This is a genomic window from Nocardiopsis sp. EMB25 (assembly GCF_026797795.1).
GTDB classification, from domain to species: domain Bacteria; phylum Actinomycetota; class Actinomycetes; order Streptosporangiales; family Streptosporangiaceae; genus Nocardiopsis; species Nocardiopsis lucentensis.
The window spans coordinates 2305665-2318541 of record NZ_JAMTDN010000001.1 but is presented as its reverse complement, the minus strand read 5'-3'; the positions used below and the strand labels follow the sequence as shown (position 1 = coordinate 2318541).

The window sequence follows — 12877 nt, the reverse complement described above, 5'->3', positions numbered from 1 at the left end:
AGGGGGCCGACCCGGCCCCGCCACCGGACCCGACACCGCGAACCGACACGACCCCCGAGGACACCCTCCTATGACCACCACGTACGCCCCCGGCTCCCTGGTCTCGGCCCGGGGCCGCGAATGGGTGGTGCTCCCCGAGAGCGCCGACGACATGCTGGTGCTGCGCCCGCTCGGCGGCAGCGACGACGACGTGGCCGCCCTCTTCCCCGCCTTCGAGAGGGTCGAGGCGGCCACCTTCGACCCGCCCGACGCCACCGACCTGGGCAACGCCGAGGCCGCCGGGCTGCTCCGCTCGGCCCTGCGCATCGGTTTCCGCTCCGGCGCCGGGCCGTTCCGCTCCCTGGCCGGGATCGCCGTACAGCCGCGCGCCTACCAGCTCGTCCCGCTGCTCATGGCGCTGCGCCAGCCGACCGTGCGCATGCTGATCAGCGACGACGTCGGTATCGGCAAGACCGTCGAGGCGGGCCTGATCGCCTCCGAACTCCTCGCCCAGGGCGACGCCACCGGCCTGGCCGTGCTGTGCTCCCCGGCCCTGGCCGAGCAGTGGCAGGACGAGCTGCGCACCAAGTTCAACATCGACGCCGAACTCGTCCTGGCCTCCACCGTCTCCCGCCTGGAGCGCGGCCTGGACCTGGGCCAGCCCCTGTTCCAAAAGTACAAGCACGTCATCGTCTCCACCGACTTCATCAAGTCCACCCGCCACCGCGACGACTTCGTCCGCTACTGCCCGGACCTGGTCATCGTCGACGAGGCGCACACCTGCGTGGCGGCCGACGACACCGGCTCCCGTCAGAACCAGTTGCGCTACGAACTCCTCCAGAAGGTCGCCGCGGACGCCGACCGCCACCTGCTGCTGGTGACCGCCACCCCGCACAGCGGCAAGGAGTCGGCCTTCCGCAACCTGCTCGGCCTGGTCAACCCCGACCTGGCAGAGGTGAACCTCGACACCGATGCCGGGCGCCGACTCCTGGCCCGCCACTTCGTGCAGCGCAAGCGCGCCGACGTGCGCCGGTACCTGACCCGCGAGGGCGACGGCCTGGCCGACGACTCCCTGGCCGAGCGCACCGCCTTCCCGTCCGACCGCCAGTTCAAGGACGAGAAGTACAAGCTCAGCCCCGAGTACAGGTCCCTGCTGGAGGACGCCATCGCCTACGCGGGCGAGCGCGTCGGACAGGCCGGAGCCCCCGGCGGGCGCGAGCACCGCGTCGCCTGGTGGTCGGCGATCGCCATGCTGCGCTCCCTGGTCTCCTCCCCGCGCGCCGCCGCCAAGACCCTCACCACCCGATCCGCCGCCGCCCTGGCCAAGTCCGCCAAGGAGGCCGACGAACTGGGTGCCCCGCTGGCCCGCGACGCCGTCGACGCCGACCAGTTGGAGGGTATGGACACCGCCCCCGGCGCCAAGGCCGACGAGGAGCGCGACCAGCACCCGCTGCTCCTGCTGGCCAAGCGCGCCGAGAAGCTGGAGGGACCGGCCAAGGACGCCAAGCTCAAGGCCCTGGTCAAGCACCTCAAGGAACTGCTGGCCGACGGGTACGACCCGATCGTCTTCTGCCACTACATCGACACCGCCGAGTACGTGGCCGAGCACCTGGACGGCAAGCTCAACGGCCGTGCCAAGGACGGCCGCCCCGGCTGGAAGACCGCCGTCAAGCACGTCACCGGCACCCTGTCCCCGCAGCAGCGGGTGCAGCGCATCGAGGAGTTCGCGGAGGAGGCCGCCGCCGAGACCGCGCGCGAGGCGGAGAACGGGGACGGCGGAACCGCCGCCCGCCGGGTCCTGGTCGCCACCGACTGCCTGTCCGAAGGCGTCAACCTCCAGCACTACTTCGACGCCGTCGTCCACTACGACCTGGCGTGGAACCCCACCCGCCACGACCAGCGCGAGGGTCGTGTCGACCGCTACGGGCAGAAGCGCGACGAGGTCCGCGTCATCACCCTCTACGGCGAGGACAACGGCATCGACGGCAAGGTGCTGGAGGTGCTGATCCGCAAGTACCGCCAGATCCGCAAGGACCTCGGCATCGCCGTCTCCGTGCCCGACGAGTCCTCCTCCGGCGTCACCGACGCCATCGTGGACTGGCTGCTCATGCGCTCCCAGACCGGCGAGCAGGAGGCCCTGTTCGGCACCGACGAGCTCACCGTCAAGGCCGACGAGCTCGACGCCGAGTGGAAGTCGGCGGCCGAGCGCGAGAAGCTGTCCCGCTCCAAGTTCGCCCAGCGCACCATCCACCCCGAGGAGGTGGCCCGCGAGGTCGCCTCCGTCCGTGACGCCCTGGGCGGCACCGGGGAGGTGCGTTCGTTCGTGGAGACCTCCCTGCGCGAGCTGGAGGCGGTCATCCGGACCGAGCCCGACGGGTTCACCGCCGACGTGTCCGGTACCCCGGTCGGCCTGCGCGACGCCTTCGCGCCCGTGCTCGGCCCCACGGCCGTGGAGGACGGCAAGCCGTTCCCGTTCCGCGACACCGCCGCCGTCGCCCGGGGCGAGGCCGCCCTCGTGCGCACCGACCCGGTCGTCGGCGCGCTGGCCTCGCATGTTCTCGACGCCGCCCTGGACCCCGACACCGCGGGGGCCCGCCCGGCCCGCCGCTGCGGCGTGGTCCGCACCGCGGCGGTCGACAAGCGCACCACTCTGCTGCTGGTGCGCTACCGGTTCCACCTGACCCTGCCCTCCCGGCACGGAACCCGCCAGGTGGTGGCCGAGGACGCCCGGATGCTCGCCTTCCGGGGTGCGCCCGAGCGCGCCGAGTGGCTGGAACCGGAGGAGGCCGTCGCGCTGCTGGACGCCCAGGCCGACGCCAACACCGACCCGGCCTCCGCCGAGCGCACCATGGGCAAGATCATCGACGGCCTGCCCACCGTCAACGACCGCCTGGCCGCCTACGGCCGCGAACTCGCCGAGGAACTGGCCGACTCCCACCGCCGCGTGCGCCAGGCCGACACCAGCAAGTCCCGTGAGATCGTCCGCGGCCTGAAGGTCGAGCCCCAGGAGCCCGCCGACATCCTCGGCGCCTACGTCTACCTCCCTGTTCCCACGTCCGTCGACTCTGCCGCCCCCGCCGGAGGAAACGCCTGATGTCCGCCATCGCCAAGAACCAGGTGCTCACCGCAGTGCACACGGTCGGCGGGCTGCTGCCCACCGACATGCTGCTGCGCATCGCCGAGGGCAGGGACGTGCCCGGCGCCAAGCCCGCCGACTACGGGGTGGTGGGGTCGCGGTCGGTGGCCGACGAGGCCGAGCGCCACTGGGATTACTTCAAGAGCCTGTGGCGGGACCTGCGCAAGCAGTTGCCCCCGGGCGACGATGGCGCCCCCGCCTCCGATCCCACCGGGATCGCCCTCACCAACTGGGTGCTGCCGCTGTTCAACGAGCTCGGCTTCGGCCTGCTGCCGGAGGCCGGGGCCGGAAGCATCGTCGCCGACGACGATGCGGAGAAGGTCTTCCCGCTCAGCCACCGCTGGCAGCACGTGCCCATCCATGTGCCCACCTGGGCGACGGAGCTGGACCGGCGGCCCGGGGGAGCGGGCACGGTTCCGCCGCAGTCCCTCGTGCAGGAGGCGCTCAACCGCACGTCCGCGCACCTGTGGGCGGTCGTGACCAACGGGCGGCAGTTGCGGCTGCTGCGTGACTCCAGCGCCCTGGCGACCGCCGCCTACGTCGAGTTCGACCTGGAGGCGATCTTCGACGGCGAGCTCTTCAACGAGTTCGTGCTGTTGTACCGGCTGCTGCACGCCTCCCGCTTCCAGGTCAAGGAGGGCGAGCCGCCCGCCGCCTGCTGGTTGGAGAAGTGGCGCACCGAGGCGATCAGCTCCGGGACCCGCGCCTTGGACCAGCTGCGCAAGGGCGTGCAGGAGGCCATCACCATCCTGGGGACCGGCTTCCTCAAGCACCCGGCCAACTCCCGCCTGCGGGAGGACCTGGACGCCAAGGAGCTGCACGCGGCCCTGCTGCGGATGGTGTACCGGCTGCTGTTCCTGTTCGTGGCCGAGGACCGGGGAGCGCTGCACCCGCCCGGCACCGACGAGCGGGCCAGGGAGCGCTACGCGGCCTACTTCTCCTCCGCACGGCTGCGCCGCCACGCCCGCCGTCGCCGAGGCACCGCCCACGGCGACCAGTACCGGGCGCTGCGGTTGGTGCTCGACGCTCTCGGCGGTCGGAAGCCCTCCACGAACGGGCGTCCGGAGCTGGGTATCCCCGCGCTCGGTGGTCTGTTCACGCACACCGAGGCCGACGCGCCCCTGGAGGGGCTGGAGCTGTCCAACGAGGCGCTGCTGGGCGCGGTTCGGCAGTTGGCTCAGGTCCGGGACACCGACTCCCGGCGCTGGCGGGCGGTCGATTACCGCAACCTGGACGCCGAGGAGCTGGGCTCCATCTACGAGTCGCTGCTGGAGCTGGTGCCCCAGCACAGCCCGGCCGACCGCACCTTCGAGCTGGTCGAGCTGGCCGGGAACGACCGCAAGACGACGGGCTCGTACTACACGCCCTCGTCGCTGATCGAGACGCTGCTCGACTCCTCCCTCGACCCGGTGATCGACGACGCCGTCAAGCGCGGCTCTGTCGCGGCCAGCGCGGCCGGGCAGGCCGACGAGGCCGAGGCGATCGTCTCGGAGCTGTTGAAGCTGACCGTCTGCGACCCCGCGTGTGGGTCGGGGCACTTCCTGGTGGCGGCGGCGCGGCGGATCGCCAAGAAGGTCGCGGCGGTGCGCGAGGGCAACCCGGAGCCGACCGTGGACGCCGTTCGGCACGCCATGCACGAGGTGGTGGCGCACTGCATATACGGCGTGGACCTCAACCCGATGGCGGTCGAGCTGGCCAAGGTGTCGCTGTGGCTGGAGGCCCTGGAGCCGGGCAAGCCGCTGAATTTCCTGGACGCGCACATCAAGTACGGAAACTCCCTGATCGGTGCTACTCCGAAGCTCATGAGGGAGGGCATTCCGGACGCGGCCTTCATCGCTACAGAAGGCGATGACAAGAAGCACGCGAAGGCCCTGGAGAAGATCAACGTCAAGGAGCGAGGAGGCCAGGAGAGTCTTTTCGATATCGACGTCAATTCCGTCAAGGTCTCCAACACCGATTTCGCGCGTCGACTCAACCAGATCACGACTGCCCCGGCCGAATCTATTCAGGATGTCCGGAGGCAGGAAGAGGCATACCAAGAGTGGCAGCGTTCGGCTGAGTACACGCACGCTTTGCACTTGGCGGATGCCTGGTGCTCGGCGTTCATGTGCTTGAAGACACCGGAAGCGCCACGGCCTGTGACTGAGGGCGTCTTCCAGGCATTGCAGGACCCAGAGGGTAAGGGGGCCTCGGAAGCCACGCACGAGGAGATCGTCAGGCTGCGCGATCAATACCACTTCTTCCACTGGTACCTGGAGTTCCCGGATGTGTTCTCTGTGCCCGAGGCCGGGCAGGGTATCAACCCGGGCACAGGCTGGAAGGGTGGCTTCGACTGCGTTCTGGGAAATCCGCCGTGGGATAGCGTGGAGCTCAAAGAACAGGAGTTCTTCGCTCAGCGGGCACCGGAGATCGCCGAGGTTTCGCGTGCTGCTCAGCGCAAGAAGCTGATTGCATCTCTGAAGGATGACCCGGACAAGCAGGGCCTCTACCAAGAGTACGCGGAGGCGAAGCGTAAGGTCTATGCGGAGAGCCACTTCCTGCGTAGGTCTGGTCGTGTTCCGCTTACTGGTCAGGGAAACCTGAACGTCTATGCGGTTTTCGCGGAGACAGACAGGATTTTGCTCGGTGGCCGAGGGCGATGCGGTGTCATTGTGCCGGCAGGAATCGCTACGGATGCACGGACCCAGTACTTCTTCAAGGATTTGGTGAAGAACGGTTCGATCGCGGCACTCTATGACTTCGAGAACCGCGCTGGTCTCTTTCCAGCCGTGGACTCGCGCATGAAGTTCTGCATCCTGTCACTCGTGGGCAGTGGTGCGCGGGAGCCTGAAGCTTTTTTCGCGTTTTTCCTCCATGATCCGGCGGATTTGGAGAGCATTGACAAGGTTTTCACTATGGCCCCTGAGGAAATTACCCTCCTCAACCCCAATACTGGGACCTGTCCGGTATTCCGTTCACGGCGTGACGCCGAGATCACCCTTGATGTTTACCGAAGGGTTCCAGTCCTGATTAGGGAAGGCGATCCCAAGGTAAATCCGTGGGGTGTTTCATTTCTCCGCATGTTTGACATGTCCCATGACTCGCACCTACTTCATGATCGAAAGGGTCTGGAGGAAGATGGGTGGGAGCTAATTGGTGATACATTTGTTAAGGGCTCTAAGAAAATGCTGCCGCTCCATGAAGGTCGCATGGGGCATCAGTACAATCACAGGTTCGCTGACTCAACTGGGAAAGGAGAGTCGTCACTCCCTGATCTGGAGTCCGCAACCTACGTAGTGCAGCCGCAGTACTGGGTGTCTCCGGAAGAGACTCGATTGCGTCAGGGGCGAAGAGAATTTAAGTGCAAGACTGGGATGCTCGCTCATCGTAGGGTCGCTCGAAATAACGATGACCGGACGTGCATCGCTGCGATCATTCCATGGGGTCCAGCATCGTATGGATGGATCATATCTTCAGGTCCTGCGGCTGGCGATCTCGTCATGCTGGAGGCGAATTTTAACTCGTTCCCTTATGATTATTTGCTGCGCAACAGCTTTAGTCAACCAAGTATCCCCCAGAGTACTTCTGAGCAGGTTCCGGTGCTTTCTCCGGGAGTTCTTGAACCGTTCGCTTCCTTTATCGTGGGTCGGGTTGCTGAGCTGACATTTACTGCCTGCGACATGGCACCCTTTGCTCGGGATCTGGGTGATGAGGGTGCGCCGTTCCGGTGGGATGAGGAGCGCCGTGCGGTCATGCGGGCGGAATTGGACGCGCTGTTCTTCCACCTCTACGGGATTAATCGGGATGACGTGGACTACATCATGGAGACGTTCCCGATCGTGAAGCGGAAGGACGTCGAGAAGTACGGCACCTACCGCACCAAGGAGCTCATCCTGGAGATCTACGATCGGATGGCGGAGGTCGGAGTCTCGCTCGACACTCCGCTGATCGACGGGGAGAACTTCACGTCCACTCTCACCCCACCGCCCGGCCACGGCCCCCGGCACGCTCCCGCCTGATCTGCACAGCACTCGGCCCCGTCTGCTGGCTCGCAGCGGACGGGGCCGAACGTTGCTCGTGTTGCTTTAGCTCAGGTCATTCTTGGCGATGTTCAGGAACGCTTGCCACTCGTTCCCACCGAAGAAAAGTGCCCCCAGGTCGCGGTGCCTGGTGTCCCGGAGCCCGGTGATCGGCCCCTCAGCAACCTCTACGCACTCGCCTTGCTCGACGCTGTAGCTGGCGGTGTGCCAGGGGGAGACGGGGGCCAACGTCACCTTGGCGGCTTCGTGCTCGGTCATTAGGACCTCTCCAGTTCGCCCGCCAGACGGCGGATGAAGTCTTGCGTGTCGTCCAACGGCAGGGCAGCAGCCTGCATGTATTCGAACCTGCGTTCGTGGTTGGTCAGTTCCTCGCTGCCCTCGAAGAAGTGCCCGCTCGGGGGAACGTCCAGGTAGCCCACCTGGTCGGTTTCGCCCAGGTGCAGGAGGGTGTAGCCGCAGGACTGTGCCATGCCTTTGGACAGTAGCAGTACCTGAATGTCGATATTCGGTCGCTGGTTGAGGTCCATCAGGTGCTGGAACTGGGTGCGCATCACCTTCGGGCCGCCGACCAGGCACCGGAGCGCCGACTCGTCAGTGATCGCCCAGATTCGGGGTGGATGGTCACGATCCAGAATGCTGGCGCAACGCTCAATCCGTGCGGCCACGCGCTTTTGACGCTCCTCTGCGTCGGCCACGAACCCGCGCGACATCAGCGCCTCGATGTAGTCCGGGTGCTGGAGCAGCCCCGGCACGACGCCCATCGCGTACTGCTGGATCTTGGTCGCCTCGTTCTCCAGGCTGTAGAAGGCGTTGCCCGCCACATCCTCGTGCTGGAACCACCACGGCTTCTGCTTCCTTGCCGCCTTGGCGATCTCGACCAGCTCCTCACGAAGCGCATCGCTCGCTCCATACAGACGGCACAGCGCGGCGACGGCCTCCGTCGTCAGGCGGACGAACCGTCCGTTCTCGATCCGGTAGAGCTTGCTGGTGTCCCACCCCAGCTCGTTGGCGACCTGCTCCTGGGACATCTTCGCCTGGCTTCTGAGCCGCTTGAGCTGACTCACCAGGTAGTGCCTGCGGACGGGGGAGCCCTGGGCCACGGTGATCTCCTTCGTTCCATCGATGTCGCGCTGGTGGGTGGGGATCGTGGACATCATCTCACTGGATCCAAAAGGGACATGTATTCATAATGCGGACCACTTTATTTGCATGCCTTGTAAGTTCTCTGGTCTGTGTCTAGCTTAGGGGTGTCAGCACGGTACTGAACGGGGAACCGAGCGGAGGTCAGTCATGGCTGGTGAACGGTGGGCACGAGTAGGCGCGAGCGGTGGGGGAGGGAGGGACGGAACCGCCGACGAGCTGTGGACACGGTTCGGGGCCAGGGTGAAGGCGGCACGTGAGAACGAGGGGCTGTCCCTGGCGTTCGTGGCCGAGCGGTGCCTCACCTCGATCGCCGTCCTCCGCGACGTGGAGGCCGGGAAGGAAGCTCCAGACCGCCACCAGATCTCCGTCCTGGACCGGGAGCTGTGCGCCGAAGGGGTCCTGTGGGACGCCTGGGCTCAGGCCCTCATCACCGACGAACTCTCCGGCGGAGCCACCGTCACCGAGCTGCTCCCGTCAGCGCAGCAGATCCGCGTGTACGCCCCGCTCGTCCTTCCCGACGACTTCCTCACCGAGGACTACGCCCGCGCCTTGGACAGGGCCGAGCGCCCGATGGAGGTCCGCAGTCTCTTCTGCGACCGACACCGTCGCTCGCGCCTCATGCCGACCAGCTCCGGTCCGCCCTACTGCTGCGTGGTCATGGACGCCGACGCCCTGACCCGCGTCGTCGGCAGCGTGGACATCACCCGCGAGCAGTGGAGGTTCCTGCACCGGCTGGTCTCCGGCGGCCGGGTCAGCCTGCACGTCATCCCCCACGGCACGGCCCACCACCCCGGGCTGCGCGGCGCGTTCTGGACCCTGTCCCTCTCACCCCGGCACACCCTCGCCCACACCCCGCACCCCTGCGGACCCGGCCACCTGATCAGCGACGCCTCACTCGTCAAGGGCTATGTGGACCTCTTCGCCACCCTTCAGGGCGCCGCGCTGTCCGCCCCCGACTCCCTCCGGTTCCTGGAGAAGCTGCTGCGCTCGCGCGAGAGCGCGCCCAAAGCGCTCACCACCGGCCCTGACCCCAGTAACCCGGACGACCGGACACCTGACCATGAGGCCGGACCCACCGCTGACCCCCTGCGCTCCCTCCGCTGACCGGCGCGGACCCCGAAACGAAAAAGTGCTCTGGTAGGTGCTGGTACCACCCACCAGAGCGCGCCGACAACCAACAACGAATCTGCCGAAAGGACTGCCGACATGCCCATGGTGCCGCACCCGCGCGCTCCGATCCACACCCCCACCCCGCCCTTCGCCGGACGCCGCTGGCCCTCGCGCGTCTACCCCGGCGACCTCGCCCAGACCTCCTGGGTCCGAGCGGACCTGCGCGCCGACCTCGCCCGCATGGAGGGCACGGACCCCGACTGGTCGGACACGGTCGTGCTGTGCGTGAGCGAGATGTTCGCGAACGCCTGCGACCACTCGCGCTCCGGCCAGGACCCGGACGGCCGGGTCATCCGCACCCTGTCGATGCCCACCGCCACGACCGTGCTCGTGTCCATCGTCGACGACGGAACCCGGGACACGACCGCGACCATCATTGGCCCCCGGATCCCCGAGCACCGCACGCCCCAGGAGTGGGAGGAGGCCGAACGCGGTCGGGGCCTGCTGCTCATCGACCACCTGGCCACCGCGTGGGGCACCCGGGCCGTCGTGGACTTCCCCTTCTGCGGCGGCCTCGGCACGGTGATCTGGGCCGAGTTCGCCCTGCCCGTCCCCGCCCGCGCGGGCGCGGGACGGTGAGCGCCGACAACCGGGTCCGTGCCGTCCTGGACGCACCCCGGGGCCACCGCTTCGCCCGCACCCGGACCGGCACCCGGACGCCCACCCGCCAGCAGCGTCTCCTGAACGAACTGCGCGGCAACCCCCGTGTCGCCTACCGCCAGGCCCACGGCGAACTGCCCGCCTGGATGCGCGGTCCGCCGCCCCCGTCGACCGCGCGGGAGCCCGCGCTCGAATCGCGGCGCAGGCCGCACAGCCACCGCAAACCCCGCTCCACGGGCCGACACCTGGCCACCCATGCCCTCGCAGCCCTGACCGGCGCACTGGTGCTCCACCTGGCCGTGGACCTGCTCTGAGCCCGACCACGCGCGGCCGTGCCGGGGGCCCGCCGCTCCCGGCACGGCCACCGCTGCGGTGCGCGGAGGGCGTACTACTGAAAGACTGGAACTATGCAGGACAACCGATTCTCGCTCACACGTGTGCAACTGAGGCACTACAGAAGCATCGCCAAAGCTGACATCAGCCTTGGCCCCTTGCTTTTCCTCGTAGGGCCCAACGGTTCGGGTAAGAGCAACGTGCTCGACGCGTTGAGGCTGCTGTCCGAGGCGTTGCAGACTACGCTGGATCAAGCCCTGCGTACCCGGGGCGGTGCGGCCGAAGTACGTCGCCGGTCCACCGGACACCCCAACCACTTCGGGATCAACCTGGAGTTCCGTGGACCCACTTCCTCCGGAACGTACAGGTTCGAGGTGGGAGCGGTTCAGGGGGGCGGATTCAAGGTCACCCGGGAAGAGTGCCACGTGCACACCACGGGTGACGGGGACGCCCGCCGCGGAAACTTCAAAGTACGCAACGGAAAGCTGATCGAGTCCTCCGAGCCCGTCATGCCTCCGGCGAGTGAGAAGCGCCTGTACCTCGTCTCCGCCGCGGGCCTGGACATCTTCGAGCCTGTCTTCGAAGGGCTCGCCGGTATCAACGTCTTCAGCCTGAACCCTGACGCCATGCGCGAGCCACAGACCCCGGACTCCGGGGAGTTCCTGCGCAGGGACGGGGCCAACATCGCCAGCGTGATGCACCGACTGGACCGGGCGGCCAAGAGCCGAATCGAGGACTACCTGCGCAACATCGTTCCGGGCATGCGCGGTGTGTCACGCAAGGACTTGGGTAACTGGGAGACCCTGGAGTTCACCCAGGACGTTCCGGGGGCCCGCGACCCGTGGCGGTTCCCAGCCCAGTCGGTCTCGGACGGAACACTGAGAGCTCTCGGAGTCCTCGTCTCGCTGTTCTCTGACAGTGGAGACACGCTCAGCACGATCGGTATCGAAGAACCCGAGAGTGCTTTGCACCCTGCGGCGTCCGGGGTGCTCCTGGACGCTCTGCGGGACGCGAGTGCACGGCGTCAGGTCATCGTCACCAGCCACAGCCCCGATTTGCTGGATCGGGACGACTTCGAGGTCGAGCAACTCTGCGCGGTCCGTTCCGTGGAGGGTGAGACCCGGATCGGTCCACTGGACGAGGCGGGCGCGTTGGCGATGCGGGAACACCTGTACACGCCGGGCGAACTCCTGCGTACGGATCAGCTTCTCCCTGAAACGACGCAGATGTCCCTACCGCTGGAAGGGGCCTGATGTCCCTCGCGATCATCGCTCCCATCGTGGAGGGGCATGGCGAAATGCCCGCGGTTAGGGTTCTCGTTTCGCGTGTAGCCGCTGAGTACGCCGGAACAGCGGTGCGGGTGGAACAACCCTTCCGGCTGGATTCGGCCAAGATGCGCAAGCCGGAGGAGTTGGCGAAGGCGATTCGTGTTCAGTCAGCGCGTGTACGGGGCCACGGCGGAGTCCTCGTTCTTCGGGACGGCGACGACAAGGACAAGGAGTGTCCTGTGGAGCTGGCCAAGGAAATGGTGCCGGCCCCGGGATTGGTGAATGTTCCGGTCGAGATCGTGATCGCACGGCACGAGTACGAGGCGTGGTTCCTCGCCGCGGCCGAGTCTCTCCGGACGCATGCCGCGGTACGGGATGATGCTGAGGCGCCCGAGGACCCTGAGGCGCGGCGTGATGCGAAGGGGGCGTTGCGCGCCATCATGAACGAGCCCTACCGGGAAACCCTGCACCAGGCCAAGTTCTCGGCCGTCATGGACCTTCGCCTGGCCGAACGGCGCAGCCGATCCTTCCGCCGTATGATCCACGCCGTGGAGCTCCTCGCCGGTTAGCGCGTACACGCTCCCACCGCGGAGTGTGGTTCCCAGGCCCGGACAGGCCACCTTGACCGATACCTGCGTCGATCGCATGAGCGAGCCGTCCCGTAGTCCCTGTATGAGGCCGTGCGAGGGATTCACCACCCGAGCAGGGCCATCGCCGCCCGCTGAGGGTGGTGGAGGGCCGCGGGCGGGACCGGTCGGGTGCCCCGCCACGTTCGGTGTTCCAGCCTCTCGGTCCGGCACTCGGAATCCACCATGGACTCCGCAACGGCCCGGTCGCCCTCGGCTGACCGTTCCACCTGGCTGAGAGCGGGGTTCGCCCACTCACCCGCTCGCCTCATCCCATGGTTCTGGAGAGCCGCGAAGCCCTCTCCCAAGCCATGACTGGCCGGAATCGGCCAACTACGCAGAAACCACCACGTGGGTGTCGCTCACAGTGATGATGGGAGCGCATGTGTCCATCGATCCTGCGAAGCACGTGTTCGTCCTGTTCAACACTCTCTGGGCGGCTACGGCCTCCCGGTCTTCGCGTGCTCTCCCATGGATCGCCGAGAGGGTGCGAGGCTTTCGCTCACGGATCTAGTTGATGCTGTGTGTTGACGTGGCTTTCGTTGTGGTGTTCACTTCCTGTGTTGTCGACGTTCGTCAAGGCGGATCGTGTACTTCCGGCTT

The 12877-nt window shown here is 67.1% G+C and carries 9 protein-coding genes; 7 read left to right on the top strand and 2 right to left on the bottom strand.

All coding sequences use genetic code 11. The annotated features are described in order from the left end of the window. The first annotated feature begins 70 nt into the window (after positions 1-70). Complete coding sequence (locus tag KIK06_RS09965; RefSeq protein ID WP_268642939.1) at positions 71-3073, top strand: DEAD/DEAH box helicase; 3003 nt, start codon at positions 71-73, stop codon at positions 3071-3073. Further along, a complete protein-coding gene (locus tag KIK06_RS09960; RefSeq protein WP_268642938.1) occupies positions 3073-7113 on the top strand; it encodes an Eco57I restriction-modification methylase domain-containing protein in 4041 nt (1346 codons plus the stop codon). The genes KIK06_RS09965 and KIK06_RS09960 overlap by 1 nt, the downstream gene beginning before the upstream one ends. 66 nt (positions 7114-7179) lie before the next feature. Here KIK06_RS09960 and KIK06_RS09955 read toward each other — a convergent pair whose 3' ends face one another. Further along, the gene (locus tag KIK06_RS09955) at positions 7180-7392 is read right to left on the bottom strand and encodes a DUF397 domain-containing protein (RefSeq protein ID WP_268642937.1); all 213 of its coding nucleotides are present in this window, start codon (positions 7390-7392) and stop codon (positions 7180-7182) included. Further along, complete coding sequence (locus tag KIK06_RS09950) at positions 7392-8291, bottom strand: helix-turn-helix domain-containing protein (protein WP_268642936.1); 900 nt, start codon at positions 8289-8291, stop codon at positions 7392-7394. The genes KIK06_RS09955 and KIK06_RS09950 overlap by 1 nt, the downstream gene beginning before the upstream one ends. 133 nt (positions 8292-8424) lie before the next feature. Between KIK06_RS09950 and KIK06_RS09945 the strand changes: the two genes are divergently transcribed. From KIK06_RS09945 to KIK06_RS09925, 5 genes are all read left to right on the top strand, one after another. After that, positions 8425-9381 (top strand): helix-turn-helix domain-containing protein, encoded by a 957-nt coding sequence (locus KIK06_RS09945; protein WP_268642935.1) that lies wholly within the window; start codon positions 8425-8427, stop codon positions 9379-9381. A gap of 102 nt (positions 9382-9483) precedes the next feature. Next, positions 9484-10026 (top strand): ATP-binding protein, encoded by a 543-nt coding sequence (locus tag KIK06_RS09940; protein ID WP_268642934.1) that lies wholly within the window; start codon positions 9484-9486, stop codon positions 10024-10026. Next, the gene (locus KIK06_RS09935) at positions 10023-10361 is read left to right on the top strand and encodes a hypothetical protein (RefSeq protein ID WP_268642933.1); all 339 of its coding nucleotides are present in this window, start codon (positions 10023-10025) and stop codon (positions 10359-10361) included. Before KIK06_RS09940 ends, KIK06_RS09935 begins: the two co-directional genes overlap by 4 nt. A 93-nt stretch (positions 10362-10454) precedes the next feature. Beyond that, a complete protein-coding gene (locus KIK06_RS09930; RefSeq protein ID WP_442789758.1) occupies positions 10455-11633 on the top strand; it encodes an AAA family ATPase in 1179 nt (392 codons plus the stop codon). Further along, positions 11633-12217, top strand: coding sequence for a DUF4276 family protein (locus KIK06_RS09925; RefSeq protein ID WP_268642931.1), 585 nt, complete (start codon positions 11633-11635; stop codon positions 12215-12217). Before KIK06_RS09930 ends, KIK06_RS09925 begins: the two co-directional genes overlap by 1 nt. The last annotated feature ends 660 nt before the right edge of the window (positions 12218-12877 follow it).

Bases quoted from the DNA above. Each gene is read 5' to 3' on its own strand.
- KIK06_RS09965 (WP_268642939.1), top strand. From the start codon at position 71: ATGACCACCACGTACGCCCCCGGCTCCCTGGTCTCGGCCCGGGGCCGC.
- KIK06_RS09960 (WP_268642938.1), top strand. From the start codon at position 3,073: ATGTCCGCCATCGCCAAGAACCAGGTGCTCACCGCAGTGCACACGGTC.
- KIK06_RS09940 (WP_268642934.1), top strand. From the start codon at position 9,484: ATGCCCATGGTGCCGCACCCGCGCGCTCCGATCCACACCCCCACCCCG.
- KIK06_RS09945 (WP_268642935.1), top strand. From the start codon at position 8,425: ATGGCTGGTGAACGGTGGGCACGAGTAGGCGCGAGCGGTGGGGGAGGG.
- KIK06_RS09955 (WP_268642937.1), bottom strand. From the start codon at position 7,392: ATGACCGAGCACGAAGCCGCCAAGGTGACGTTGGCCCCCGTCTCCCCC.
- KIK06_RS09930 (WP_442789758.1), top strand. From the start codon at position 10,455: ATGCAGGACAACCGATTCTCGCTCACACGTGTGCAACTGAGGCACTAC.
- KIK06_RS09950 (WP_268642936.1), bottom strand. From the start codon at position 8,291: ATGATGTCCACGATCCCCACCCACCAGCGCGACATCGATGGAACGAAG.
- KIK06_RS09925 (WP_268642931.1), top strand. From the start codon at position 11,633: ATGTCCCTCGCGATCATCGCTCCCATCGTGGAGGGGCATGGCGAAATG.